General features: G+C 61.7%; 27 protein-coding genes. 16 read left to right on the top strand and 11 right to left on the bottom strand.

What is annotated here, in order from left to right:
- The first annotated feature begins 11 nt into the window (after window positions 1-11).
- Window positions 12-893: a 4-(cytidine 5'-diphospho)-2-C-methyl-D-erythritol kinase gene (locus tag O6760_RS19980; RefSeq protein WP_269581461.1), complete on the top strand. Its 882-nt coding sequence runs from the start codon at window positions 12-14 to the stop codon at window positions 891-893.
- Window positions 894-958: 65 nt separating this feature from the next.
- Here the strand turns inward: O6760_RS19980 and O6760_RS19975 are convergent, their stop codons facing one another.
- Window positions 959-1,975, bottom strand: a complete 1,017-nt coding sequence (locus O6760_RS19975) for a polyprenyl synthetase family protein (protein ID WP_442969810.1) — start codon at window positions 1,973-1,975, stop codon at window positions 959-961.
- Window positions 1,976-2,150: 175 nt separating this feature from the next.
- Between O6760_RS19975 and O6760_RS19970 the strand changes: the two genes are divergently transcribed.
- The gene (locus O6760_RS19970; protein WP_269581460.1) at window positions 2,151-2,387 is read left to right on the top strand and encodes a putative signal transducing protein; all 237 of its coding nucleotides are present in this window, start codon (window positions 2,151-2,153) and stop codon (window positions 2,385-2,387) included.
- A gap of 2 nt (window positions 2,388-2,389) precedes the next feature.
- Window positions 2,390-3,190 carry a tRNA1(Val) (adenine(37)-N6)-methyltransferase gene (locus O6760_RS19965; RefSeq protein ID WP_269581459.1) on the top strand — a complete coding sequence of 267 codons (801 nt, stop codon included), beginning with the start codon at window positions 2,390-2,392 and terminating at the stop codon, window positions 3,188-3,190.
- A 15-nt stretch (window positions 3,191-3,205) separates the two neighbouring features.
- On the opposite strand, the gene O6760_RS19960 is transcribed toward O6760_RS19965, so the two are convergent.
- Together O6760_RS19960 and O6760_RS19955 are read right to left on the bottom strand one after the other, a co-directional pair.
- Window positions 3,206-3,478: an usg protein gene (locus tag O6760_RS19960; protein WP_269581458.1), complete on the bottom strand. Its 273-nt coding sequence runs from the start codon at window positions 3,476-3,478 to the stop codon at window positions 3,206-3,208.
- Between the two features lie 148 nt (window positions 3,479-3,626).
- Window positions 3,627-3,974 carry a c-type cytochrome gene (locus tag O6760_RS19955; protein WP_269581457.1) on the bottom strand — a complete coding sequence of 116 codons (348 nt, stop codon included), beginning with the start codon at window positions 3,972-3,974 and terminating at the stop codon, window positions 3,627-3,629.
- Between the two features lie 165 nt (window positions 3,975-4,139).
- Between O6760_RS19955 and O6760_RS19950 the strand changes: the two genes are divergently transcribed.
- On the top strand, window positions 4,140-5,072 hold the full coding sequence (locus O6760_RS19950) for an AAA family ATPase (RefSeq protein WP_269581456.1): 933 nt from the start codon (window positions 4,140-4,142) through the stop codon (window positions 5,070-5,072).
- A 285-nt stretch (window positions 5,073-5,357) separates the two neighbouring features.
- Entirely contained in the window at window positions 5,358-6,572 is a 1,215-nt protein-coding gene (locus O6760_RS19945) for a vWA domain-containing protein (RefSeq protein ID WP_269581455.1), read from the top strand.
- 80 nt (window positions 6,573-6,652) lie between these two features.
- Here the strand turns inward: O6760_RS19945 and O6760_RS19940 are convergent, their stop codons facing one another.
- A complete protein-coding gene (locus O6760_RS19940; protein WP_269581454.1) occupies window positions 6,653-6,958 on the bottom strand; it encodes a PepSY domain-containing protein in 306 nt (101 codons plus the stop codon).
- 23 nt (window positions 6,959-6,981) lie between these two features.
- Window positions 6,982-7,518 carry a sulfite oxidase heme-binding subunit YedZ gene (locus tag O6760_RS19935; RefSeq protein WP_269581453.1) on the bottom strand — a complete coding sequence of 179 codons (537 nt, stop codon included), beginning with the start codon at window positions 7,516-7,518 and terminating at the stop codon, window positions 6,982-6,984.
- Between the two features lie 458 nt (window positions 7,519-7,976).
- Here O6760_RS19935 and O6760_RS19930 point away from each other — a divergent pair, with 458 nt between their 5' ends.
- Window positions 7,977-8,858: a hypothetical protein gene (locus O6760_RS19930; protein ID WP_269581452.1), complete on the top strand. Its 882-nt coding sequence runs from the start codon at window positions 7,977-7,979 to the stop codon at window positions 8,856-8,858.
- A 9-nt stretch (window positions 8,859-8,867) separates the two neighbouring features.
- On the opposite strand, the gene O6760_RS19925 is transcribed toward O6760_RS19930, so the two are convergent.
- The gene (locus O6760_RS19925; protein ID WP_269581451.1) at window positions 8,868-9,389 is read right to left on the bottom strand and encodes a L,D-transpeptidase; all 522 of its coding nucleotides are present in this window, start codon (window positions 9,387-9,389) and stop codon (window positions 8,868-8,870) included.
- 274 nt (window positions 9,390-9,663) lie between these two features.
- On the opposite strand from O6760_RS19925, the gene O6760_RS19920 reads away from it, so the two are divergent.
- A complete protein-coding gene (locus O6760_RS19920) occupies window positions 9,664-10,278 on the top strand; it encodes a YceI family protein (RefSeq protein WP_269581450.1) in 615 nt (204 codons plus the stop codon).
- Window positions 10,279-10,370: 92 nt separating this feature from the next.
- Here O6760_RS19920 and O6760_RS19915 read toward each other — a convergent pair whose 3' ends face one another.
- Entirely contained in the window at window positions 10,371-11,474 is a 1,104-nt protein-coding gene (locus O6760_RS19915) for a branched-chain amino acid ABC transporter substrate-binding protein (RefSeq protein ID WP_269581449.1), read from the bottom strand.
- A gap of 239 nt (window positions 11,475-11,713) precedes the next feature.
- On the opposite strand from O6760_RS19915, the gene O6760_RS19910 reads away from it, so the two are divergent.
- The 3 genes from O6760_RS19910 to O6760_RS19900 all read left to right on the top strand — a co-directional run bounded on the left by O6760_RS19910 (window position 11,714) and on the right by O6760_RS19900 (window position 14,998).
- Complete coding sequence (locus O6760_RS19910) at window positions 11,714-12,241, top strand: flavin reductase (protein ID WP_269581448.1); 528 nt, start codon at window positions 11,714-11,716, stop codon at window positions 12,239-12,241.
- A 52-nt stretch (window positions 12,242-12,293) separates the two neighbouring features.
- Window positions 12,294-13,298: a P1 family peptidase gene (locus O6760_RS19905; RefSeq protein ID WP_269581447.1), complete on the top strand. Its 1,005-nt coding sequence runs from the start codon at window positions 12,294-12,296 to the stop codon at window positions 13,296-13,298.
- 215 nt (window positions 13,299-13,513) lie between these two features.
- Window positions 13,514-14,998, top strand: a complete 1,485-nt coding sequence (locus O6760_RS19900) for a transglycosylase SLT domain-containing protein (protein ID WP_269581446.1) — start codon at window positions 13,514-13,516, stop codon at window positions 14,996-14,998.
- Between the two features lie 13 nt (window positions 14,999-15,011).
- On the opposite strand, the gene O6760_RS19895 is transcribed toward O6760_RS19900, so the two are convergent.
- Window positions 15,012-15,590 carry an NAD(P)H-dependent oxidoreductase gene (locus O6760_RS19895; RefSeq protein WP_269581445.1) on the bottom strand — a complete coding sequence of 193 codons (579 nt, stop codon included), beginning with the start codon at window positions 15,588-15,590 and terminating at the stop codon, window positions 15,012-15,014.
- A gap of 122 nt (window positions 15,591-15,712) precedes the next feature.
- Here O6760_RS19895 and O6760_RS19890 point away from each other — a divergent pair, with 122 nt between their 5' ends.
- Window positions 15,713-16,333, top strand: coding sequence for a TetR/AcrR family transcriptional regulator (locus O6760_RS19890; RefSeq protein WP_269581444.1), 621 nt, complete (start codon window positions 15,713-15,715; stop codon window positions 16,331-16,333).
- 45 nt (window positions 16,334-16,378) lie between these two features.
- On the opposite strand, the gene O6760_RS19885 is transcribed toward O6760_RS19890, so the two are convergent.
- Window positions 16,379-16,852: a YcgN family cysteine cluster protein gene (locus O6760_RS19885; RefSeq protein WP_269581443.1), complete on the bottom strand. Its 474-nt coding sequence runs from the start codon at window positions 16,850-16,852 to the stop codon at window positions 16,379-16,381.
- Window positions 16,853-17,202: 350 nt separating this feature from the next.
- Between O6760_RS19885 and O6760_RS19880 the strand changes: the two genes are divergently transcribed.
- From O6760_RS19880 to O6760_RS19865, 4 genes are all read left to right on the top strand, one after another.
- The gene (locus O6760_RS19880; RefSeq protein WP_269586318.1) at window positions 17,203-19,275 is read left to right on the top strand and encodes a transglycosylase domain-containing protein; all 2,073 of its coding nucleotides are present in this window, start codon (window positions 17,203-17,205) and stop codon (window positions 19,273-19,275) included.
- Entirely contained in the window at window positions 19,272-19,952 is a 681-nt protein-coding gene (locus O6760_RS19875) for a DUF1214 domain-containing protein (protein ID WP_269581442.1), read from the top strand. The genes O6760_RS19880 and O6760_RS19875 overlap by 4 nt, the downstream gene beginning before the upstream one ends.
- Window positions 19,949-20,509: a DUF1254 domain-containing protein gene (locus O6760_RS19870; RefSeq protein WP_269581441.1), complete on the top strand. Its 561-nt coding sequence runs from the start codon at window positions 19,949-19,951 to the stop codon at window positions 20,507-20,509. Before O6760_RS19875 ends, O6760_RS19870 begins: the two co-directional genes overlap by 4 nt.
- A 323-nt stretch (window positions 20,510-20,832) precedes the next feature.
- Entirely contained in the window at window positions 20,833-21,105 is a 273-nt protein-coding gene (locus O6760_RS19865; RefSeq protein ID WP_269581440.1) for a hypothetical protein, read from the top strand.
- Between the two features lie 70 nt (window positions 21,106-21,175).
- Here the strand turns inward: O6760_RS19865 and O6760_RS19860 are convergent, their stop codons facing one another.
- Window positions 21,176-22,039: a hypothetical protein gene (locus O6760_RS19860; RefSeq protein ID WP_269581439.1), complete on the bottom strand. Its 864-nt coding sequence runs from the start codon at window positions 22,037-22,039 to the stop codon at window positions 21,176-21,178.
- Window positions 22,040-22,505: 466 nt separating this feature from the next.
- Between O6760_RS19860 and O6760_RS19855 the strand changes: the two genes are divergently transcribed.
- Complete coding sequence (locus tag O6760_RS19855; protein WP_269581438.1) at window positions 22,506-23,663, top strand: DUF2336 domain-containing protein; 1,158 nt, start codon at window positions 22,506-22,508, stop codon at window positions 23,661-23,663.
- A 36-nt stretch (window positions 23,664-23,699) separates the two neighbouring features.
- Here the strand turns inward: O6760_RS19855 and O6760_RS19850 are convergent, their stop codons facing one another.
- Window positions 23,700-24,074, bottom strand: a complete 375-nt coding sequence (locus O6760_RS19850; RefSeq protein WP_269581437.1) for a DUF1491 family protein — start codon at window positions 24,072-24,074, stop codon at window positions 23,700-23,702.
- Window positions 24,075-24,139: the final 65 nt, after the last annotated feature.

The following is a 24,139-nucleotide window of genomic DNA, read 5'->3' as shown; positions in this document are numbered from 1 at the left end:
GGACCCGCGCCATGGTGCTTGCCTCAATGTCCGGGCCCCGGGTGGAACTCGCCCGGGCGAAAGTCAATCTTGCCCTGCACGTCACCGGCAGGCGGCCTGACGGTTACCACCTGATCGACTCTCTCGTCGCCTTTCCTCAAATTGGCGACCGCGTCGCCCTTGAACCGGCCCCTGGCCTGGACGTCAAGCTGGAAGGTCCCTTTGCCCGGGACCTGGCCGGCCCCACCGACGACAATCTCGTCCTGAAGGCCCTGAGACGCTTCTGCGAAAAGGCAGGCATTGCCCTGCCCGACGTTCAGCTGACCCTGACCAAACGACTGCCGGTCGCCTCCGGTATCGGGGGCGGCTCCAGCGACGCGGCCACAACCTTGCGCCTTATGGAGGACTTCACGGGCATTTACCTGCCGGAAGACGACATGCACGCGCTCGCGCTCTCTCTCGGGGCCGATGTGCCCGTGTGCCTTTTTCCCGAACCGCAGCGCATGTGCGGGATCGGCGACGAGCTGTCCACCGCTCCCGCCCTGCCCGCTTGCGGCATCGTGCTGGTCAACCCCAAGGTCGGCGTCTCAACGCCGGAAGTCTTCGCTGCACTGGACAAGCGGGACAATGCCGCCCTGCCGCTCCTGCCGGAAAGATTCGAAACGCTTGCCCAATTGGCCGCTTATCTGGAAGGGTGCCGCAACGACCTTCAGGCACCGGCGGCTGGCCTGTGCCCGCAGATCGGCTCGGTGCTTACCGCCCTGGAAGCGGACGGCAGAATCGAGCTCGCCCGGATGTCCGGCTCCGGCGCGACCTGTTTCGGACTGTGCGAACGTTCCAATGCCATGGATATCGAGCGGAGCCTGCGAGCCGATCATCCGGACTGGTGGATTGCGTCCGGTCCGCTGACCTGAACCGGCCCTGAACCCGCCTTCGCCAGAGGGCGGATTTTATTCATTTTTTCAATACCTTGCGTGGATTAGCTCACACGAGAGATACAAAATGCCACCGCATCTGCCAGAGCGTTGTTATGCGCACCCGGCGGCAATGTTTCCAGCGCTTTCAGCGCGTTGCTGCCATACGTCCGGGCCCGCTCCACGGTGTCGGCCAGGGCGTCGTATTTCTTCAAAAGCGCGATAGCCTGTTCCAGGTCGCCATCGGCAACCTCCTCGCCTTCCAGGCAGCGTTTCCAGAAGGCCCGGTCAGCATCGGTTCCACGAGCCACGGCCAGCACCACCGGCAGCGTGATCTTGCCCTCCCGGAAGTCGTCGCCGACATCCTTGCCGAGATCCGCCGATGACCCGCCATAGTCGAGGGCATCGTCGACGAGCTGGAAGGCATAGCCCAGTTCCATGCCGTAGGTGCGCGCGGCCTGCTTCATCGGCTCCGGCTGTCCGGCGATCACCGGCCCGACCTCGGCGGCAGCGGCAAACAGCGCCGCTGTCTTGGCCTCGATCACGCGCAGGTAATCGGCTTCCGTGGTGGTGATGTTCTTGGCGGCGCCCAGTTGCAGGACCTCCCCTTCCGCGATGACAGCGGACGCGCTCGAAAGGATGCGCAGGGCCTCAAGCGAGCCCACATCGACCATCATCTTGAAGGCCTGGCCGAGGAGATAGTCACCGACCAGAACGCTTGCCTGGTTTCCCCAGAGCTTGCGCGCGGCCAGCTTGCCGCGGCGCATGTCGCTTTCATCGACGACATCGTCATGAAGAAGCGTGGCCGTGTGCATGAACTCGACACTCGCGGCCAGCGTGACGTGCCCCTTTTCCTCGTAGCCGAACATTTCGGCACAGGCGAGCGTCAGCATCGGCCGCAGCCGCTTTCCGCCTGACGAGATCAGGTGTTTGGCGATCTCCGGGATCAACTCGACATTCGAGCCGGCTTTCGACAGGATCAGTTCATTGACATCGGCCATTCCCGCGGACACGAGGTCCACCAGAGCCTGGATGCTCGGCTGGCGCGGCTGATCGTCAGAATAGGTTGCAACAACGGCCACTTACGGCACTCCCTGAATATTTGTGCGGACAATATGGCGCGAACGCCTCCGGGGCAAGCCGCCAATCCATTGACAAACTGTTGAAATGCCGCGATCAGCAGGTTTTGCTGTCCGCCTGTGGCCAGGGGCCCGACACCGTGCCTGCAAGGGCCGAACCGCTAACGCCGGGAAACTAATGGAAGAACTCGTCAGAACCAATGATCCCGTCCTGATTTCCTTTCTGGAATCGATTCTCGAAGAGGCAGGCATCAAACATTTTGTCGCAGACGGCAACATGAGCATCCTGGAAGGTTCTCTCGCCATGATCCCGCGGCGCATTCTCGTGGACAGCGACCAGGTCCAGAAGGCACGCATGCTGGTGCGCGAAGCCGGACTGGAACATGAGCTGCGGCCGGAACGCGGAGAGGACTGACGGTGACCGTGCCTTCGGAACCAACCGGCCAGGAAACCACACACGATGCCTTTCTCGGCGGCAAGGTCTATGTGCGCCAGCCCAGGCGCGGCCGGCACCGGGCAGGCCTGGATGCGGTCTACCTGGCCGCCGCGTTGCCGGACGGCACGCGAGGTCATGTTGTTGACCTTGGCGCGGGCGTCGGGACCGCGGGTTTCTGCGCCGCGGCACGCCTTGAAGACATTCAGGTCACGCTGGTCGAAATCGATGCCGCCGTGCTGGACCTGGCGCGGCTCGGCCTGGAAGATCCGGCAAATGCGGCCTTTGCCGGAAGGGTGTCCGTTCTTGAAGCCGACATCACCGCCAAGGGCAGTCTGCGGCACGCCGCCGGCCTCACCCCGTCTTTCGCCGATCATGTCATCATGAACCCGCCCTATTACGAAGCCGACCGGTTCCGCGCGTCGCCGAACACGGCGCGTGCCGGTGCTCACATGCTGGATGATCGCGGGCTCGAACCCTGGGCGCGAACCGCAACGGACATTGTCCGCGAAGGCGGCAGCCTGACGGTGATATTCCGCGCCGACGGCCTGCGGGAGCTCCTGAATGTGCTTCAGGGCCGGTTCGGGGCAATCGATGTCATTCCCCTGCGTCCACGGCCGGAAGCCCCTGCCACCCGTGTCCTGGTTCGTGCGATCCGTGCCAGCAGGGGTCCCATGCAGCTCCTGCCGGGTTTTGTCCTGCACGAGGGCGACGGATCCGACTTCACACCTCAGTCCCGCGCCGTCATGCGCGACGGCGAAGGTCTCGGGCTGACGGCGCGCTGAAGCCGCCGCGCCCGATCAGTGGATCACGATTTCGCCGTCCGCATAGCAGAAATCGACTGGTTGAATCAGCTTTTGATGGGCAACGCGCACCGAATGGATGCTGCCGTCGATTTCCCGTTCCCAGAAGCTCAGAAAGCGGTTCAGTTCAGGGAATTTGGGCGCAAGGTCTTCCGTCTGCCACAGAAAGCTCTGCAGGAGCCTGGGATGATCCGGCAGATGGTAGAGGATCTCCGCGGTCAGCAATCCGAATCCGAGAAGCCGTTTTTCAAAGTCAGAGCTGGTTTTCATGCCAATCCTTTCTTCGTTGGAAGAAAAGAGTGTCACGTATCTCCGGTTAACCAAACCCGACTTTGGGAGAATTATTGTTCATAAACAGAACTTTAGCAGCACACTTACGCCACTGCTAACAATCGTGTCCAGGGACTTGAAGACCGCGTCACCTGGATTGGATGGAGCTGAGATAGCCCAGAAACGCGTCGATGTCTTCCGGTGCGAAGGCAAATTCCGGCATGTTGTCATGCGCGGTGACGATGCCTTCCGCCAGAGGCTCCTCCAGGCTTTCCAGCGGATAGCGTTTGGACAGGTCGCGGAAAGCCGGCGCCCCCTCCTGGGCGCTGACGTCCTCCGCCGTGACGGCGTGGCAAGCCGCGCAGTGGATTTCGGCAAGCTCCCGGCCCGTCGCCAGGCTGACGGGATCATCCGGATACGCGCCGTCGGAGGCCAGGGCGGCCGGTGCGGCAAACAGGACAGCGGCGGCACATAAGTGCGGCTTGAGACGCAACACGGCAATCCCCTCCCTTGAATCGTTTGCGCTTTTATAGAAGGTTCGGACAGGAATGCCCATAAGGAGGAACACGGGGGACGCCACAATTTGTGGTCCCTGCGCAATGTTGTTGGTGTTCGATACCCTATATAACCGGAACAAACGCCTTACCCCGCCGGAGGAAACATGATCCCGCTGCCCGATTCCATTGATGACACCCTCGCCCTGATGGACCAGGCGGGCTACGTGGCGGACCGGTCTCTGGCCACCGTCCTGCATCTTGCCCTCAAGATGAAACGGCCGCTCTTCCTGGAAGGCGAGGCAGGGGTCGGCAAGACGGAAATCGCCAAGGTTCTGTCCTCGACACTCGGCCGCGACCTGATCCGCCTGCAGTGCTACGAGGGCCTGGACGTTTCTTCCGCGGTCTATGAATGGAACTATCCGGCCCAGATGGTCGAAATCCGGGTGGCGGAAGCCGCCGGCGACACCGACCATTCTGAACTCTCCAAGTCGATCTTCGACGAGCGGTTCCTCATCAAGCGGCCGGTGCTGCAGGCCCTTGAGCCGTCGCTCAATGGCGCTCCGGTCTTCCTGATCGACGAACTCGACCGCGCCGACGAGGCCTTCGAGGCGTTCCTGCTGGAGGTGCTTGCCGACAACCAGGTCACCATCCCCGAACTCGGCACGGTCAAGGCGGCCGAACCGCCCATCGTCATCATCACGACCAACCGCACCCGTGAGATCCACGACGCGTTGAAACGCCGCTGTCTCTATCACTGGGTCGACTACCCCGATGCCGAGCGCGAGCTGGAAATCGTCCGGCGCAAGGTGCCCGGCGCCGCCGAACGGCTGGCGGCGGACGTCGTCGCCTTTGTCCAGAAACTGCGCGCCGACGAGGATCTCTTCAAGCAGCCGGGCGTTGCCGAAACGCTGGACTGGGCCACAGCGCTATCCGAACTCAACGAAATCGCACTCGACCCCGACATGGCTTCCGACACGCTCGGCGTTCTCCTGAAATACCAGGACGACATCGAACGCGTCCGCGGATCCAAGGTGCGCCAGATGGTCGAGGACATCCGCAAGGAAGCCCCCCAGCAGCAATCCATGCCGGCGGTTTGAGTGCATTGGATCGCCTGATGCATTTACCGCCCCCCAGCGCCTGCAAGATCACGCGTTCATGTGCAGGAAAGAGGCGCAATGATCTTCAGTGTCACCCCGGGCGAGCAGCGCGAGACCCGGGGCCCACTCATTTCCAGAGAGTTTCCATGGCCCTTTGTGGTACTGCGGCACACTCTCCCCTGTCGACAAGCGGCAAGCCGAGTAGGCCCCGGATCTGCGCTGCACTTGTCCGGGGTGACAGCGTGAGAAGCGGTGACATGAGCCCGCTCATCTTTGGAGGCTCTCATGCCCGCCTCCCCTGAATTGCGCTCCCGGATCACGGACAACATCGTCTATTTCGCCCGCACGCTGCGCAAGGCCGGAGTACCGGTCGGGCCGGCCTCGGTGGTCGATGCCGTCACCGCGGTGGAGGTCTCCGGCATCGAGAACCGGGACGATCTCTACTGGACTTTGCATGCGGTCTTCGTGCGAAAACGCGAACAGCGGATCCTGTTCGACGAAGCTTTCCGGATCTACTGGCAGAGCCGCGGCCTGATCGAGAAGATGCTGGCCGTGTTGTCGCCGGTTGCCCCGCCCCGCGGCGAACCGGAAAAGCCGAAGGCCGGACAGACCCGGGTCTCCCAGGCCTTCGAAGCGGCAAAGGAGCGGGTGGCGGAGGAAACCGTGCCGCAGATCGAGGTGGATGCCAAGTTCACTGTTTCCGGCCGGGAACTTCTTCAGACCAAAGACTTTGCACAGATGACGGCGGCCGAAATAGAGGACGCCAAGAAGGCCCTGCGGTCCATGACCCTGCCGATGGACCGGATCCGGCTGCGGCGCCTGAAGCCTGCGCCCAAGGGCCGGGTCGACCCGCGCCGCACCCTGCGCGCCTCCATGCGCGCGGGCGGCGACATCATCGACCTTAAGTTCCGCAAGCAGGCCGAAAAGCGCCCGCCCCTTGTCGTTCTCTGCGACATCTCGGGCTCCATGAGCCAGTACTCGCGCCTGCTGCTTCACTTTCTCCATGCGGCAACAGCGGAACGGCGCGATGTGCACACGTTCCTGTTCGGCACGCGGCTGACCAATGTCACTCGGCAGCTCAGGATGAAGGACCCGGACGAGGCCCTGGAAGCGTGTTCGGAAGGTGTCGAGGACTGGTCGGGCGGGACGCGCATCGCCTCGGCGCTGCACGATTTCAACCGGCACTGGTCGCGCCGGGTTCTATCCGGAAAACCGACGGTGCTGCTGATCACCGACGGGCTTGAACGCGACTCGGACGAGGATCTCGAACGCGAGATCGACCGGCTTCACCGGTCCTGCCGCCGCCTGATCTGGCTCAATCCCCTGCTGCGCTTCGAAGGCTTCGAGGCCAAGGCCAAGGGCATCCGCGCCATGCTGCCTCACGTCGACGAATTCCGCGCAGTACACTCGCTCGAGGCGGTGGAAGATCTGGTCGCGGCTCTGACGGGCTCCGGCAAGGTCACGGAACAAACCGATCCGAGACGTTGGCTTCGGGCCTGACCTTGCTGCCGGGTTCACATTCTCCCACGCCGGCCAGGCAGATAATTGCAGCGGCGCAGGACTTTGCCGCCGGGCACGTCCTAGCTCTCCTTGCGATAGAGAATCGTCCCACGCTGGTTGATCAGCATGACCTCGCCCGACACGGGATGCACATAGACCTCGACGCGCTGGCCTTCAGGGGTCGTTCCATAGACTTCCCAGCAGCCGCCATCTTCCTTCATGCGGCGCACCTGCCAGCCTTCATTGACCAGTTTCTCGCTGACCTGGGCCTCCGTCAGCCAGGACGCCCGGTCGGTCGGCTCGCATTCAAAGACACCGGTTGCGCAGGCGGGAAAGGCGAACAGGCCGGCCAGCAGGGACTGGACGGTGTAGACCGTGTAATTCATCTCAAATCTCCTTCGATGCGTGGTTATGACGAAACGGGTGTGGAGCTTGTCCCCGCCCCTGACAGACGGAAGACGCGATAGGCCTCCAGGCCGGCAAGCGGCAGCAAATGCACCAGTGCGGCGCCGAGATTGTTGTGCACGAAAATCCAGTGAAGCAGCGTTGCAACCGCGGCGACATAGACCGTGCGCTGCAGTGGCCGCCAGCTGCGTCCAAGCAGCCTCACGGAGACATCGTTGGAGGTCAGACCCAGGGGAATGAAAATGAAAAATGCCAGCCAGCCGGTCCAGATGCCGAGGCTCCAGAATTCGCCCATGACGGCTTTCGCCGACCCCATGTCAACCAGATAGAGCACCGTGTGCAGCGCTGCATAAGCAAAGGCGGCAACGCCGAAATACCGGCGCCGCCGAACCATCCAGAACCAGAATCCCGATTTCGGGAACAACAACCGGAATGGCGAGATAAGCATGGCGACGATCATGAAACGTGCGGCAAACTCGCCGGTCGGATGAAGCAGAAATTCCGTGGCCGGACGGCCGTCTTCCGCAGTGGTTCCGCTCACCAGCGCCACCACCATCGGTATCGAAGGCAGTGCCAGGAGTGCCCAGAGAAATAAACGTGAATTCAAGATGCTTCGCATGACGTCACTTGCCCGTTTGCAATATCTTGCGCCTTTGATTTTCAAAGACTAGCAGGCAGGTGTCGCGCATCTTTGCCGGAAAGATGCTGACTTTGTCGCAATGTGTATCAAGCCCCCGAAACCCCACCGGCGTCGTGTTGGGGCACTAGACGCCGGCAGGGTCTTTGGAGGGGTCGTTGGGGACCCGTGGCAACAATATATTCAATATTATGAAACTAAATGCGACACGCTGTCCCGCACGGACCTGATTGGGATCGTTAAAAATCACACTCGAACGCAAAGACAATCCACACTACACTCGAAAGCTGTATTCCCTGACCACACGAACCTGATTGTTGTTTTTGACAATGACCAAACCTGACCAATCAAGTCTGGAAAGAATGCTTTATAATCAGGCGCTTGGTTGTTCGGTTCTGCTTGTTGCCCTGTTCGGCCTGGCCCACAATTTTTTCCTGTCGGCCGGAGGGATGCTCGGCGCACCGCTGCCCTCCACGCATCCGCTGACCGCGGCGGGCCTTGTCATTCTGGCAATTGCGATGTTCTTCCGCGCGCAATGGCACCAGGCAGCCTGGCTGAGGGTGCCCCTGTGCCTTGCCATGATCCTGATTTCCGGGCTCCGCGTCGCCGAAGCCCTGTTTCCCTCGCACATATCCTTTTTTGCGGCAGGCAGCATGACGACCTTTCTGGAAAGTGCCGGTCTCCACGGTCGTTTTTCCGTCGAAACGGCTGTCTTCCTTGCCGCGTGTTTCTGTTTTGAATTGACCCATGAACGCCAGGGAACGCTCAGGCTGCTTCTGGTTTCGATTTGTCTGGCGGTGCTCTCGCTCGGATTTACGGAGACCGTCTACGCGTTCTTTCTGTGGGGCAACGAGCTTTCCGTCATCACCCAGTTCGCCATGTGGTTGGTCTCGGTGGACCTCCTTGTCAGGATTCGGAACCAGCAGCCCCTGCGGAGTTTTTTCTCTCCAGGCAAACCGAACTTCTATCTGCAGTTCACCGCGCTTGCGCTTTACCTGTTGCCGATGATCTTGGGTGCCGTGCTGCTCAACAAGCTGCATATCACTGCGGAAAAAAGCGCACCGTTCGAACTCGTTTTCGCGGCGACGAGCTGCGTGCTGCTTGCAATCGTGGTCACGCTCGGCACCTACCTGGATCGCGATAGCGCCGGGGAATCGGCATCCTCTATGATCGGGTCAAACGGCAAGTCACCGGCAGACACCCGAAGGTCTGATCCCGCACGGCGAAAAACACGGAAGGTCTAGGTGACGGCTTCAGGGAAGCGCCACAACGGGCGTTCTGACATTCACCCGTTGAAACAGGTCCTTGATGTCGTGATTGGCCATGCGGATGCAGCCATAGGACACGGCGCGTCCGATGGAGCCCGGCCTGTTGGTGCCATGGATGGCATAATTGCCGTTTGAAAGCGTCATGGCGGCCACGCCCATGGGATTGTTCGGCGCGCCCCCCTTGATCAAGGTAGGCAAATGCGGGTGATCCCGGCGGACTTCTGCCGAGGGCGCCCAATCCGGCTTGATGTATTTGGCCGTGATGAAAGCTTGCCCGGTCCACGATTTCCGGCGTTTGCCAACCGCCACCCTGTAGCGGATTGCCCTGTTGCCGCGCAGGACCAGGTAAAGCTGCTTTTCGGAATTCCTGATGACGATGGTGCCGGGCCGGAACCGGTTATCGGCGAAACCGACCAGCTCGGCCGCATCCGCAGGCTCGCTGGCCACAAGGCAACTCAGCAATGCAAATGTCGGCAGGAGAACGCGCAACAATATGGCCGGACGCATGACAAACCCCGATGTTTCGGAGAGACACTAGCCTGCGACAGGGCTTGAAAGAACGGCCAGCGCGCTATTTTCTTAATCGAAGGTTAATGAGATAACGGGCACGCAACAGACCTGCGCGCGACATGTGCAGCGTCCAGAGTGACGCGTGTCACTATGCCGGCCGGACTTTACAGGGATACTTCGACAACGGCTCCGGACAAGAAGGCCGCCCCGAACCTCGGGGAGAATTCACCGTTTCCAAAGGCGTCAAGACGCCCGATCGAGGACCTTTGTTATGATCAGTACCCAATCCCGACCCATTGGCATCAAACGCCTGCTCAGGGCATCCTTCACCGCCGTTGCCGGCCTGCTTGCCGTCGCCGCAGTCCCCCTGCAAGCGACAGCCGGCCCGCTGACTGGCACCTACACGCTCTCCCCGGCGAATGTCGATACCGGCTTTTCCGTCAAGGTGCTTGGCGGTCGTCCGGTCACAGGCGAGTTCAAGACCGTGTCCGGCAAGATGATCCTCGATCAGTCCAGACCCGAAAATAGCCGGGTCAGCGTCAAGGTCGACCTCACAAGCGTTCACACCAACAACGACAAGGTCACCGGTTTCCTGAAGAGCGCGGCCATGTTCGACGTCGCCAAATACCCGGTCGCGACCTTCAAGAGCACACGCGTGCGCATCACCGGTGCCAACAGCGCGGATGTCGAAGGTGTTCTCACCCTGCGCGGCCAGACCAAACGCACCAAGCTTTCCGTCAAGCTCACCGGCACCAAGGGTAACGGCCGCGTCGGCTTTGAGGTTTCAGGTGGCTTCTTCAGAAGTTTTTACGGCATGAAGGCCGGCCAGCCGCTCTATGCGGACAAGGTCAACCTGAAGATCAGCGGGACCGGTCGCCGAAGCTGATCCGGGTCTGTTTCCATTCCAGAAAAATGCGCGCACCCTGCTCCAGGTGCGCGCTTTTCCGTTCCGGTGTCCAAATTCGACCCGCGCACAGTCTATCGGCGCTGGGGAGCACCGTCACGCCACTCGAACCAGACATAGGCAGGTACACCGGCATCGCCCTTGTCATCAAAGGAGATCGAGCCAAGGACAGTCTCGAAGACGCCTGTCTCAAGCTCGGCGGCCACGTTCTTCAACGTGGTGCTGCCCGCATTTTCGGCCGCCCTGGCCCATGTCTGGACCGCCGCGTAGGTGGTCAGCGCATACCGTTCCGCCGGCAACCCGGCTTCCTCAAGCGCGGCAACCACCTTTTGGGCCGATGGCATCTGGCGCGGAATTTCGGGATAGGTCAGCAAGGTCCCTTCGCCCGCCGGTCCGGCCACCGACCAGAACTCGTCCGTCATCAGCGCATCGCCGGAAATCAAGGCCGCCTCAAGCCCCTGACGCTCCATTTCCAGCCTGATCAAACCCGCCTCGGGATGATACCCGCCAAGATAGACCACACTGACATTCTCAAGAGCGAGCTGTGTCACCAGATCACGGTAGTCGTCCTTGCCGGCGTCAAATCCGAGCGACATGCTTTCGCTGGTTCCAAGACCGTTCATCACCGATTTGACCGCATCGACAAGTCCCTTGCCGTAGGCGGTCTTGTCATGAAGGAGGGCGATGCGTTCGCCGGCATGATTCCCGGCCAGATATCGTCCGGCAACCTCGGCCTGCTGATCATCGCGCGGCGCCAGGCGAAACACGCCCCGACCGGCGCGTTCGTCGGTAAATTTCGGCAAGGTCGTCGCCGGCGAAATCTGGACGATGCCCGCCTGCGCGTAAACCTCGCTCGCGGGAACGGAGGCACCAAAGCAGAAATGCCCGGCGACGAAGACGACCCCCTTGCCGATCAGCTGGTTGGCGACGGCGACCGCCTGTTCCGCTTCACAACCGTCGTCGACCGCTTCCAGGATGAGTTCCTGACCGTTGACACCGCCGGCCGCGTTGATATCGGCAACGGCCTGTGCGGCTCCCGCAAGCATTTGTTCGCCAAAGGCGCCGAACTGCCCGTCCATGGGTCCGGCAACAGCGATATGAATGTCGGCCATGGCAGGAGCAGAAGAAACACAGGCAGCCAATAGGCCCAGGCTGGCTGCAAGTTTGTGAATGATCATACGCCACTCCGGCAATCGGTTGTCTGTCTCCTATCCCTAGCGCGTGCAGGAACCGAGCTCAATCCGCCGCCCTACAAATTGCTGGTGCTGGTCCCGGCAGGCACCATAAACCATCTTGAAACATGGCTGACGGCTTGACCGGCCGAAGGCCTAGGCAGTACCTCATGGCGCGCTTAAACTTCCGCGGTACACGATCGATCTATTTGATTCCCGCGCCGCGCGCCCAAGGAGCTGAATGAATGTCCTCTTCCCCGCCGGATCCGAAAGAACAGGACAGGCTGCCGCTGGACACCACGAGCTTTCGCGAGGCCATGAGCCGCATTGCCGCCGCGGTTCATGTTGTGACCACCGACGGACCGGCCGGACGCATGGGCGCAACCGTCTCCGCCGCCTGTTCGGTCAGCGACAACCCGCCCAGCATTCTCATTTGCCTCAATCGTGAAATCCGCATTCACGACGCGGTTCTCGAAAACCGCTGTTTTTGCCTCAACACCCTGAGCGACGATCACGAGGCAATTTCCGATTCCTTCGCCGGACGCGACAAGCTGGAGATGCCCGACCGGTTCGCCAAGGGTCAGTGGACGGAACTCGCCACCGGCTGCCCTGCCCTCGACAGCGCGCGGCTCAGCGTCGATTGCGAAGTTCACACGGTCATGGAGATGGGCACGCATTCCATCATCGTCGGCACCGTTGCCGATCTGCGCATGACCGATCCGGGCAAATCCCTGCTTTACGTCAGGCGCGGCTACAAAAGCCTCGACACCTGAGCGCCGCGCGCGCAGACTTTCCCCTCTCCGCATCGTTTCACGGGACCCCTTCATGATCGGCCAACGCAATCTGATTACCGATGTCCCCGGCCTGAAGGTCGGCAATGCATCCGATCAGGACCTGAAATCCGGTGCGACCGTGCTGGTTCCCGATGAAGCGGCCGTGACGTCCGTTGCCATTCACGGCGGTGCTCCGGGAACCCGTGAAATCGCTCTGCTCGAGCCCGAGCAGACCGTCGACCGGATTGACGCGATTGTCCTGGCGGGCGGTTCGGCCTTTGGTTTGGACGCCGGCGCCGGAGTCCAGGGACGCCTTGCCGAACTGGGTTACGGTTTCCAGGTTGGTCCGGTCCGCGTCCCGATCGTGCCGACCGCCATCCTGTTCGATCTTCTGAACGGCGGTGACAAGAGCTGGGGTCAGGCGGCGCCCTATCGCGATCTCGGACGATCGGCGCTGGACGCCATCGGCCACGATTTTGCGCTCGGCTCGGTCGGTGCCGGAACGGGGGCGACGACCGCCAACCTGAAGGGCGGGCTCGGCTCCGCCTCGCAGGTCCTGGACAACGGCATAACGGTCGGCGCCATCGTCGCCGTCAACGCCCTCGGGCGGGCCACGGTCGGCGACACCGCGCATTTCTGGGCCGCCCCGTTCGAGGTCGGAACGGAATTCGGAGGCCGCGGCCCGGCACATCCACTGCCGGCCGACTGCACCACGGTGCGTACCAAGCTGGACGGGTTGAAAGCGGGCGCAAATACCACGATTGCCGCCGTTGCGACCGATGCGGTGCTGACCAAGGGAGAAGCCAAGCGCCTTGCCGTCATGGCCCATGATGGTCTTGCCCGGGCACTTTGGCCGGCGCACACACCGCTGGACGGAGACCTGGTCTTTGCCCTGTCGACAGGCCAGCGTGCGCTTGAAAACGGACTGGAAGACATGGTCCAGCTCGGCGCCTCGGCCGCCTCCTGCCTTGCACGGGCGATCGCCAGGGGAATCTATCACGCGACTCCGGCGGCCGAAGACCCGTTGCCGACCTGGCAGCAGCGCTTCGGAAGCTGACGGGCAGTCCTCGCACGGCGCGTTCGACCGGACCTTCACCTTGTGTGGCAGCCGCCTCCCCGGAAGACCGCCCCAAACCATCCGATGCGTTCCTTCGGGCGGAAGCGGCTGAAGGTCCGGCCCCACCAAACCGCAGGCCGGTTTTCTGTTCAGACTTGATCCCCGCCGGTTACGCGTTTTTACTGCGGCAGCAGTCACAGCCCGCGAGACAGAAAATGCAGCCGCGCCGCAGAGCAATATCCGTCCACGCCGTTCACCTCGCCTTCTTGCTTCTCGCCGCGGGGATCCTCGTTGCAAGCGGCGCAACTGTAAAGGCCATGGGCACCGGGCTGGAAAAAGTCCTGGAAGACAAGCTGCGTGATCCCTTTGACGGCGATTTCGACGCCTTGATCAAACGGGGCTATATCCGGGTCCTGATCCCGTTCTCGAAAACCGGCTATTTCATCGACAAGGGTGTGCAGCGTGGCAGCGCCGTCGATCTGATGACGGAGTTCGACAAGCATCTGCACAAGCTGCATGGAAAAAAGGTCCGCGATGCCAAGCTTGTCCTGATCCCCACCCCCCGGCACCGCCTGTTCAGCGATCTGTCGCAAGGACGCGGCGATATCGCTCTCGGCAACCTGACCATCACCAGGGACCGCCAGGACCTCGTGTCCTTTTCCGCTCCGTTGCTGACGCAGGTTCACGAAGTTCCCGTTACCTCCGACACGGTCGACACGATATCCTCTCCGCAGGCGCTGTCGGGAAAAAGCATCACCGTGCGCAAGTCGGCCTCCTATTTTCAAAGCCTCAAGTCCCTGAACGAAACACTGAAAAAGGCCGGCAAGGCACCCGTTGAAATTGTCCCGGCCGACGAACAGCTGGAAGACGACGATCTGCTGGAAATGGTATCGGCGGGAGCCGTCGAGACCGTCATTGTCGACCGGCACAAGGCAGACTTGTGGCTGCAGGTGCTGGACGGGCTGAAAATCCACCCCGATGCAGCGGTTCGTACGGACGGTGAAATCGCGATCGCCGTGCGCAAGGCCGCGCCGAAACTCCTTGAGCAGGTCAACGGTTTTGCGGCCACGGTCAAAAAAGGCACACTGTTGGGCAATATCCTGTTCAAGCGGTACCTGAAGGAAGCCACCTACCTGAAGGACATGCGCAAGAAGGACTACCAGAGCGCGCTTGCCCACTTTCGCGGGATCTTCCAGAAATACGGCACAGAATACGGCGTCGACTGGCTGCTGATCGCCGCCCAGAGTTTCCAGGAATCACGGTTTGATCCGAAGGCGCGCAGCAATGCGGGTGCCGTCGGACTGATGCAGATCAAGCCTGCAACCGCCGCCGGCAGCCCGATCAATATCGACGGGATCGATGCGGACGCGGACAAGAATGTCCATGCCGGCGTCAAGTACCTGCGTTTTCTGGCAGACCACTATTTTCCGGGATTGAAAACCAAGGAAGCCAATCAGGCGTTTTTCGCCCTGGCCGCCTACAACGCCGGGCCCAGCCGCTTCGAACGGCTGCGCGAGAAAGCCCGCAAACACGGATATGATCCGGACAAATGGTTCGGCAACGTGGAATGGATTGTTGCCTCCGAGATCGGCCGGCAGCCGGTCGACTACGTCGGCAACATCTATCAGTATTATCTTGTCTTTTCGAACGAGCACAAACACCGGCAGGCCGTTGCCGACGGGGCGGCGGCAGGGAAATAGTATTTATGCGGGATCACGCGCGCGCTCCGAGACCAGCCGCACGGGCAAGCATCTTTGTCCGTCCGTTGTCGTCCGATCCGCGAATGGGCGAGAACATGTGATAGCCCTTCGGTTTCAGGCCGCAAAAGTCGAGGATCTGCTTCTCGGTCTGCTTTCTGACGCCTGAACCGTATATCCAGCGGAAATACCAGCCGGGCGTATCGGAAGTCACGAGAACCTCCGCCGTGCGCCCCTTGAGCAGCTTCTCCGGCAGGGGTTTGCCGCTGACATACTTGAATGCGGCCCCGGGCAACAGAATCCTGTCGAAAAGGCCTTTCAGCTTGGCCGGCATGCCCCCCCACCACAACGGATGCGCCACGACGAAATGCTGGCACCATCCGATATCCTCCCAGATCGCTTCAAGATCCGGTTCCAGCGGTTTGGCATCCCTGAAACTCGAGACGCCGAAATCGGGATCGAATGCCATGGCCGACAGGTGCCGGAGCCTGACATCGTGCCCTTTATCCGTTGCCTGGCCTGCGTAAGCCTTGGCGAGGGCACCGCAGAACGCGCCATCGGCTGGATGTCCGTCCAGGACAAGTATGCGTGTCATATCACTTCCCATGTCTGTTAGTGGTCACGGCAATTCAAAAAATTGACCGCGGTCAGTTTTTGACAGCGTTATACAGATGCGTCAAGATATTTTTTGACCACGGTCAATTTTAATGAGGTTTCATGACACGCAAACCACAGCAACGCAGCATTGCCACGCGCGCACGATTGCTGGCGGCAGCCCGTGATCTCAGTCAGAAGCATGGCTTGGAACTGGTCACCGCCGACGCGATTGCCAAAGAGGCCGGCGTGGCCAAGGGCACGGTGTTTGCGCATTTTGGCGACATGGACGGGCTGTTGTCCCACGTTCTGCTCGACCGGCTGAACGCCCTGCGCGCGACAGCCGCGGTGGATACAGGCCAGGCCGAACACATCGCCGATCCGGTCGGCCTGGTCACCCGGCGCATGATGGCCCTTGTGTCCGTGATCACCGACAGTCCGACAATCCTGCGGTTGTTCCTGGACAACATCGGCGTCACCAAACCGAATTGTGCCGAAGAGTTCGTCGCCACGCTTGACGGACTGGACGCGGACCTGGCGGATTTCCTCACGGTCTGGCAGCAATCACCGACGCTGCAGCCTCGCCTGCGCCGGGACAGGCAGCCGGCAGAACTGGTCGACGGGCTGATTGCCTTCATGATCCATGGAGCCATTCTGCTGAAAAGCCACCAATTGACGGACCCCAAGTCCCTGGAGGCGCGCCTGCGCCGGCATGTGGAAGCCTTCCTGATTTCGGACGGCTGACATCCTCCGGGCCCAGCCGGCCGGTCAGGGCCTTGTCACTCCAGCCTAGTCGGGACTCTCGCCCGGCCAGGAGACCACGTGGTGCTCGTAGTCTTCCAGGGCCATCCCGTCCTCCGGCACCGTTCGGCCGCGGACCGATATGCCGGCCTGATGGACCGTTTCCGGATCCCCTGAAACCAGCGGATGCCACCAGTAAAGGTCCCGGTTCTCCGACACGAGGCGGTAGGCGCAAGTGGGCGGAAGCCAGGAAAGTGTTCTGACCTCTTTCGGCGTCAACTGAATGCAATCGGGCACGGTTTTTGCGCGATTGGCATAGTCCCGGCAGCGGCAGCTGTCGCCATCCAGAAGCGTGCAGGCGACATCGGTCCACACGATCTCGCCCGTGTCCCAGTCTTCCAGCTTGTTCAGGCAGCACCGGGCACAGCCGTCGCACAGCGATTCCCATTCCGCACCGCTCATGTCGTCCAGCGTCTTCGTCTTCCAGAAAGGAAGCGCCTCCGCATTGTCGTTTGCGCTCATCGGTAATTGGTGCCTTTTGGGTGCCGCGTCTGACCGGCGCCTAGCATGCCGGGTCTGCCGCGACAAGTTGCAGGTGTTGAATAGTGTTTGAAAAGAAGGCTTTTTCCGGGAAATATCGCTAAACTGGAATCACATGGTCCGGAAGATTGACCGGTTTTCCTTGATTGGAAAAACCGCTAATTTGGACCAGCCCCAATCGACCCGGAGACACTGTTCGCGTGACGGACAACCCGCATCCACAAGACACCGGCCCTTCCGAGGCTCCGGCCGCAGAGCCTCCGGTCAAGCGGCACAGGATTCGCCGGTTCTTCCTCGGGATCGATGCCTTTGTCGACACCGCGCTGTGGAGGATGGGGGCCGCGCTTCGCCGCGTGTTCGAGGGATATGACGCGTTCTTGCGGCGGTTCCGCGCCAAGGGGATCTGGCGCTTTCTGGCCGAAGTCTCTTCCGAGGGGCTGACCTATGGCCTGGCGGGTTTCATCGTCGTGCTGGCGTTTGCGCAACCGGCCTTCGAGGCCACGCGCTATGCCGACTGGAAGACCACCGACGACTTCGCCGTGACCTTCCTCGACCGCTTCGGCAAGGAAATCGGCCGCCGTGGCATTGTCCTCAATGACAGCGTGCCGCTGGAGGAAATTCCCGATTCGATGATCAAGGCAACGCTGGCAACGGAAGACCGGCGCTTCTTCAGCCACTTCGGCATCGATTTTTTCGGCACCTTCCGTGCCATGGTGGAAAATGCCCGCGCAGGCGGCGTGGTCCAGGGCGGATCGACCCTGACCCAGCAGCTCGCCAAGAACCTCTTCCTCACCAATGAGCGCAGCCTCAGCCGCAAGATCAAGGAGGCCTATCTGGCGCTCTGGCTGGAAGCCAACCTGACGAAGCAGGAAATCCTGAAACTCTATCTGGACCGCGCCTATATGGGCGGCGGCGTCTTCGGCGTGACCGCCGCCTCGGAGTTCTATTTCAACAAGAACGTGCGCGAACTGACCCTGTCCGAAAGCGCCATGCTGGCCGGCCTGTTCAAGGCTCCGGGCAAATATGCGCCGCATATCAACCTGCCTGCGGCGCGAGCCCGTGCCAACGAGGTGCTGACCAACATGGTCCAGGCACGCCTGCTGACCGAGGGCCAGGTGATCGGCGCCCGCCGCAATCCCGCGTTGGCGGTTGACCGCTCGCAGGAGCAGCTTCCGGAATATTTCCTCGACTGGGCACTCGACGAGGTGAAGAAACTCGCGCGGCGCAACCCCGCGCTGTCCCGGGACCGCATCGTCACCGTGCGCACCACGCTCGACCCTGCCTTGCAGCGGCAGGCGGATCTTGCCGTTGAAACGATCCTCAGGGAAAACGGCAAGCTGCGCGATGCCAGCGAAGCCGCGCTGGTCTCCATGATTCCCGACGGCGCCGTGGTCGCAATGGTCGGTGGCCGATCCTACGGCGAGAGCCAGTTCAACCGGGCCGTGAATGCCCTGCGCCAGCCGGGCTCTTCCTTCAAACCCTTTGTCTACATGACGGCCTTCATGAACGGATACGAGCCCGAGAGCATCGTTTCGGACAGGCCTGTGTGGATCGGGAACTGGTCGCCGAAGAACTACAACAGGAGTTACCGCGGCCCGGTCACGCTGAGACTTGCGCTGACCAAATCGATCAACACGATCCCGGTGCGCCTGTCGCTGGATTTCGGCCGCGAGAAGATCATCGAGACCGCCTATGCCATGGGCCTCACCCACGAGCTGGAAAATTCGATTTCCCTGCCGATCGGCTCGTCGGAGGTTTCCGTCATCGACATGGCCTCGTCCTATTCCACTTTCGCCAATGGCGGCTTCAAGGCCCCCGCCTATGCCATCCTTGAAGTCAAGAACAGCAACGGCAAGGTGCTCTACCAGCGCGACCGCGATGAACCTGCACCGGTGCGTGTGCTGCCGGAGGACAAGGTCCACCAGATGAATGATATCCTGGTCAACGTGGTCGAGGCCGGAACGGCCCGCAGGGCGCGGATCGATGGCGTTGTCGCTGCCGGCAAGACCGGCACCACCAATGCCTACCGCGACGCCTGGTTCGTTGGCTATACCGGCAATTTCGCGACTGCCGTCTGGTTCGGCAATGACGATTTCTCATCGACGCGGCGGGTCACGGGTGGCAGTTTGCCCGCCATGACCTGGCAAAAATACAACGAGTTTGCGCACAACGGCATCGAACTCGCGCGCATGCCGGGTGTCGACGCGGAGAACCTGCCACGCCTGGCACGTACGGCCCCGTCCCGGCAGACCGACAAGGAAACGGAAACGGCACAGCCGCGCGTCCTGAAACGGCGCACCCAGGACCTCCTGCTCCGAATCGGCCAGGACCTGCGACAGCTGCTGGGACGGCAAAGCGCCCGCGCGCCGGTCCCGGCCGACACCAACGCCGTGGCGGTGCAATGAGCGAAACATCCTTGCGCTCCATCCATGGCGAGACGAACTGGCTCGACACCGATCTGCCGCGGGCAATCCGGCCTTACCGCAGCCATCCCCTGCGCACGCTGGCCACCGTCACGCTGGTGGTGCTGCTGGCAGCTCTTCTGGGTATCAGCTCCGCCTATCTCATCATCGAGCGCGAGGAACCGCTCAATGCGGTGACCATTGGACCCTGGCATGCCTATCCCAAGGCGGGCACGGCCGAAGCCGATCCTTATTCCGTGGCGATCTATACCCGTGGCGCGGTCATTCCACTGGCTTCCGGCGAAGGCCTCGCCCTGGTCGCCCGCAAGGACAGCGCCGGCCACCAGCTGGATCCGACCTGCATCTACCGGATCGCGGGCCAGACCCCGTCCGCGCGGCTGTGGACACTGACCGCGGTCGACGGTCATGGACGGCTCGTCGACACCCTGCCCGGCCGGGTCAACCTTGCAAGCGACACGCTGTTGCGCGCGCCGGACGGAACCTTCGAAATCAGCGCGGCGCGCCGACCACACTCGGGCAACTGGCTGCCGCTGGCTGCCAATGCCAAGGCCGGCGACGGCCTGCGTTTTGTTCTGAGGCTGTATGACGCTCCGGTCACGACCGGCGCCGCTCTGGACGGTGTCAGCATGCCGGTGATCGACAGGCAGGGCTGCCCATGACGCTGTCGCCACGCTTTTCCATGACGGTCGGCCTGCTGGCAACACTGTGCCTGGCGGCGATCATCCACATCCTGGTCGTGCTCGCGATCCCGAAAAACATTCAGCACAGTGCCTATGACAATGTCGCCAGCCACGGGCCCGACCGGCAGTTCAACCTTCTGCCGGATGTCCGTCCTGGTGCGGAGGCGCTTCCCGACCTCGACCCTGCCATGAAACATGCCGCCTGCCGCTTTCAGCTTGCGGACGGACCGGTCCTCTTCGATGCCAGCATACCGGTTCCGTTTTGGTCCATTGGCCTGTTCAACGCGGCCGGCGAGGCCGTCTACAGCCTCAACAACCGCACCGCCGGCGCGGAACGCCTGTCCATGCTGGTCCTGACAACGCAACAGCTGTCCATCCTGCGTGAAAATCCGCCGGAGAACCTGGAAGACCTGATCGTGATCGAAACGGAAGCGCCGATCAGCGGTTTTGCACTCCTCAGGGCCTATGTGCCGCACGCCTCCCGTGCCGGCACTGTCGATCAGGCACTCAAGTCGGCCAGCTGCGGCGGTATCTGAGAGCGATTGGCCGATGAAACGGCCTGGCCGCAAGCTCCGAGCCATGGACAGGCCATGCGGGATCGCCGGCAGTGCCTCGCCTGTACTGTCGCGTTCCCGAACCAGGGTGTCACCCTGTCGGTTCCACGGAGCGCGACATGCCGTTGCCTCCCCCTTCAGGCACCGGGTCTGCCGTTGTGGACAGAACGCGCTGCATGGTCCTGAACGCCACTTTGCAATGGCACGGATGAGGTCTTTCCCTGTAGCGTGGATCTCGAGAATCTGGAGTTCAAGAACCGGGGGCCGGGGCTACGGATTACCGACTTTACGCCGCAGGCGCGGTATTGCACTTCATACCCTTTGTACTGGGCTTTGGAGCCGGCCGGATTGATACCGGTCTGTACTCGGGAAGAAATCATCTCGGCCGGTTGTCCCAGGCCTTCGCCCTGCTGGTGTTTCTGTGGATCGGGTTTGCGCTGGTAATTCCCCAAAGCTTTTTCACGGTCGTCTACGAGGTCCTGCTGATTATTGAAATGCTGTCTTTCGGCGTGTTTTATGCCTGTTTCGCAGCGATACTCTATTTCGCGGGACGCGCGTCAGGACGTGATTATGTCTGAGAACACGGGACGCGCCCCGCAAACGGGCCACCAAATGCGCCAGGCTGCCTGACGACGGGGACCGTGGTCCCTATTTCTGGACGGGTTCCCGCTCCAGGCCCCAGCCCTTGTAAATTCGCGAGCGCCGCACGGGTTTGTCATCGCCGTAGCGCTTGTCCGGGTCACAGCCGGCTTCGGCGATGCGCACCTGGCCTTCCAGTTCGCGAATGGCGTTGTTGACCTTCCAGACCCTGTCCCTGGTCGGAGTTTCGATCTCAAGACCGTCCAGCGCCTTCTTGTAGGCGATGATGCGGTAGCGCAAGGCTTGTCCCACCCATTTGATCATCACCCGGTTTTCCCAGACACGCGCCTTGGCGCCGTCATAAGTCTCTTCAGTCGTCACCGGCTTGTTCTGCAGGATGCGCAGGCGCTCGTCGTCAGCTTTCTTGACGCGAAGGGCGACCTCGCAGAAGGGCATGACCAGTTCCGCGTCACCGGACGCGTCGGCTGCGATCTTGTCGTATCGTGCGTCCGAGGACTGGAACTTGTCCGAGCGCAGGTAGATCAGGTAGAGATCCGGCGGCACCCTGCCCTCGACCTCGGGCAGAACCCGCGTGCGCGACAATTCAACCATGGTGCCGCCGATCCAGTCCTTGGTCCAAGGCGGACGGATCAGCGTCCAGCCGCGGTTGCGCATCAGTTTTTCGTCGTTGGTGTAGTTGAATTTGGAGACCGGGTCTCCTCGCAGCCGCGCGGCTTCGTCCCCGGCAGCCGGCATCAACTTGTCATGGATAACGGAAGGTCTCGCGCGGTCGAAATCGCCGGTCGGGCGAACGCATGCGGCCAGCCCGGCGGCAACCAGCAGGGCGCTGACGATCCTGATGCCCTGCCCCATGCCCTGCCTGCTGTCCGCTATGGACGCGGCGGTGCTTTGAACCACGTTGCCTAAGCCCATCGGGCGTGTCTCCAGACCGCTGGTCGTTTGGGTCCCCACAAGCGGCTGAGAAGGCCAGGACTGTCAGTCCTTGTCGGAGCCTACAGGTCCCGCCGCTTTTCCGATGGTCGCGATTCGTGCGGCAAGATCAAGGTCGTGACGCTCGTACCGGACGCCTGGGAAGAGGATAACTTCACCAAAACTGTCGCAACTGTCCGAGCGGCGTTGATTGGAGCGGTGACCTACGCGTGAAGTTGGCCGTTGTGCTGATGAAAAGTCCAACAAAGTGCCCATCGTCTCCTCCTTCGGTTCCGGTCTCCCCGGACGGCGTATTACCGGCGGGGAACGGTCAAACGGGCGACGCATTACTTCCTGCTTCTTCATTTAGAAGTCGTCAGGGTTAACAGCATGCTAACGCTTTTCCGGCAATTTGAACCAAATCAGTTCCACCGGTGGTCCGGACTTTTGTATTTCGTAGACGGGTCTCATGCGCCAAACCCAGCATTTCAACCAGCCTGTGCCAACCTCCTCTTCATCATCCAGAGCGCCCCGGAGCAACGGCAGCGACCGCGGCGTGCTTCTGGCCGCGAGTGAACTCTTCGTCGGCAGGACGCGTCATGATGTTGAAGAAAAAGAGATATTTCTCGAGCTGGCCCAGAACCTGCTGCCGCTGACATCCTTGCCGGACAGGCGCAGGATAGCGGCGTTGCTGGCCGGTCACCCGGAGATTCCGGACACTCTCCTTGAAATGCTGGCAGCCGACGACGACGACCTGACCGCCTATCCCGCGCTTCGTTACAGTCCAAGGCTTTCTGTGGATCTCCTTCTGCGCACCGCGAGGACCGGCCCGGACACTCTGCGAACGGCGATCGCCAACCGGCCGTCCTTACGCGATTCGGTCATCAGCGCCCTGTGCGATCATGCAGGCGCCCAGGTCATCAGGATCCTTCTTGAACGCGACGACATCATCCTCACGCAAGCTCATCAGACAAAATTGAGTTGCCGTAGTGACATCGTTGCTACTCTTGGTTTAGAATTGGCCGGTCAGGACGCATTAAACCCGGATGGACTCATGGGACAATTCCTGCACTTGCCAGATCAGCTGAAACCGAAAGCCATCGCCGCGGCAGAGATGACGAGCCTCGTCAAACAGGCACAGGCCCCCGGCATGGCCCAGGGCAGTCGCCCGTCCGGCAGCCGCCTGAAACTGCAGGACGCATTGGTGCACGAGGCGCTTCACCAGAACCGGTCCCGCTTTGCCGATCTGCTCGGCCAGGGCCTCGGCCTGCGGCAACCGACATGCGACCTGTTGCTCAGGCAGGATCAGGCCGAAGGCCTGACCATCGCCATGAAAGCGCTCGGCTTCTCCGCCTCACAGCTCACAACGGTTCTGATCCGGCTCGGCGCCGATGGCCTGACACTCGAACGTCTGCGTGCCCTGCTCCGCCTCTACCGGACCCTCAGCCATGGCGCCGCCGAAGTTCTTGTCGGACAGTGGACCCTGCATGATCAGGGAGCGCAGGCTGTTCCGGTCACCGCTCCGACGCAAAACGTCCAGTATCAGGAAAGTGTCCGGCGCGAGGCTCAAGCCACCGGCACACCGGTCCCGGACACCGCGGACGCCAGGAAAAAGGCCGGTCTCTGAGGCTCCCGCCGGCCAACGCGGCAGACGGCTCCCGTTTCAATACCGAAACAGACCTTCCCCCGGGTCCGGTGCATCGTCCTGTGCGAGGGGCAGATCCACACGGCCGTCACGGGCTTCGATCTCGACAAGCCAATAATCCGGATCCATCCGGGCTTCGCTCTTTAGGCGGGCGTCCAGCTGTTCACGATCGCATTTCTCGAAAATGCATTCGAACAGGCGCCCCTGGGGCTGGTCGGAAAACATCGCCTGGGGTGCAGGGCCGTAGAAGTCGTAACTGCCGTCCAGCCTGTCCACACAGACAAACACCGCACCGGCCTCCGGTGCGCCCTTCTTGGAAACGGCGGCAAAGCCCCCTTCACCGAAAATCCGCCGGACAAGGGCGCTGACAAAAAAATCCGTGGTAACGCGCATGCTGCCTTCCGTGTTCGCCCGCGCGCCGGCGCCGCAAGCGTGAGCCGCAGCTTTACGCCACGGCC

Origin of the sequence: Roseibium sp. Sym1, assembly GCF_027359675.1 — a bacterium.
In the GTDB taxonomy this organism is placed as follows: domain Bacteria; phylum Pseudomonadota; class Alphaproteobacteria; order Rhizobiales; family Stappiaceae; genus Roseibium.
Note: the sequence above shows the minus strand (reverse complement) of the source record. Positions and strands in the feature narration are given on the sequence as shown.

What these genes read in the sequence shown, in the direction of transcription:
- O6760_RS19980 (WP_269581461.1), top strand. Translation starts at nt 12, where the DNA reads ATGGTGCTTGCCTCAATGTCCGGGCCCCGGGTGGAACTCGCCCGGGCG.
- O6760_RS19970 (WP_269581460.1), top strand. Translation starts at nt 2,151, where the DNA reads ATGGAAGAACTCGTCAGAACCAATGATCCCGTCCTGATTTCCTTTCTG.
- O6760_RS19960 (WP_269581458.1), bottom strand. Translation starts at nt 3,478, where the DNA reads ATGAAAACCAGCTCTGACTTTGAAAAACGGCTTCTCGGATTCGGATTG.
- O6760_RS19950 (WP_269581456.1), top strand. Translation starts at nt 4,140, where the DNA reads ATGATCCCGCTGCCCGATTCCATTGATGACACCCTCGCCCTGATGGAC.
- O6760_RS19945 (WP_269581455.1), top strand. Translation starts at nt 5,358, where the DNA reads ATGCCCGCCTCCCCTGAATTGCGCTCCCGGATCACGGACAACATCGTC.
- O6760_RS19940 (WP_269581454.1), bottom strand. Translation starts at nt 6,958, where the DNA reads ATGAATTACACGGTCTACACCGTCCAGTCCCTGCTGGCCGGCCTGTTC.
- O6760_RS19930 (WP_269581452.1), top strand. Translation starts at nt 7,977, where the DNA reads ATGCTTTATAATCAGGCGCTTGGTTGTTCGGTTCTGCTTGTTGCCCTG.
- O6760_RS19925 (WP_269581451.1), bottom strand. Translation starts at nt 9,389, where the DNA reads ATGCGTCCGGCCATATTGTTGCGCGTTCTCCTGCCGACATTTGCATTG.
- O6760_RS19920 (WP_269581450.1), top strand. Translation starts at nt 9,664, where the DNA reads ATGATCAGTACCCAATCCCGACCCATTGGCATCAAACGCCTGCTCAGG.
- O6760_RS19915 (WP_269581449.1), bottom strand. Translation starts at nt 11,474, where the DNA reads ATGATCATTCACAAACTTGCAGCCAGCCTGGGCCTATTGGCTGCCTGT.
- O6760_RS19910 (WP_269581448.1), top strand. Translation starts at nt 11,714, where the DNA reads ATGTCCTCTTCCCCGCCGGATCCGAAAGAACAGGACAGGCTGCCGCTG.
- O6760_RS19905 (WP_269581447.1), top strand. Translation starts at nt 12,294, where the DNA reads ATGATCGGCCAACGCAATCTGATTACCGATGTCCCCGGCCTGAAGGTC.
- O6760_RS19900 (WP_269581446.1), top strand. Translation starts at nt 13,514, where the DNA reads ATGCAGCCGCGCCGCAGAGCAATATCCGTCCACGCCGTTCACCTCGCC.
- O6760_RS19895 (WP_269581445.1), bottom strand. Translation starts at nt 15,590, where the DNA reads ATGACACGCATACTTGTCCTGGACGGACATCCAGCCGATGGCGCGTTC.
- O6760_RS19890 (WP_269581444.1), top strand. Translation starts at nt 15,713, where the DNA reads ATGACACGCAAACCACAGCAACGCAGCATTGCCACGCGCGCACGATTG.
- O6760_RS19885 (WP_269581443.1), bottom strand. Translation starts at nt 16,852, where the DNA reads ATGAGCGCAAACGACAATGCGGAGGCGCTTCCTTTCTGGAAGACGAAG.
- O6760_RS19880 (WP_269586318.1), top strand. Translation starts at nt 17,203, where the DNA reads ATGGGGGCCGCGCTTCGCCGCGTGTTCGAGGGATATGACGCGTTCTTG.
- O6760_RS19875 (WP_269581442.1), top strand. Translation starts at nt 19,272, where the DNA reads ATGAGCGAAACATCCTTGCGCTCCATCCATGGCGAGACGAACTGGCTC.
- O6760_RS19870 (WP_269581441.1), top strand. Translation starts at nt 19,949, where the DNA reads ATGACGCTGTCGCCACGCTTTTCCATGACGGTCGGCCTGCTGGCAACA.
- O6760_RS19860 (WP_269581439.1), bottom strand. Translation starts at nt 22,039, where the DNA reads ATGGGCTTAGGCAACGTGGTTCAAAGCACCGCCGCGTCCATAGCGGAC.
- O6760_RS19855 (WP_269581438.1), top strand. Translation starts at nt 22,506, where the DNA reads ATGCGCCAAACCCAGCATTTCAACCAGCCTGTGCCAACCTCCTCTTCA.
- O6760_RS19850 (WP_269581437.1), bottom strand. Translation starts at nt 24,074, where the DNA reads ATGCGCGTTACCACGGATTTTTTTGTCAGCGCCCTTGTCCGGCGGATT.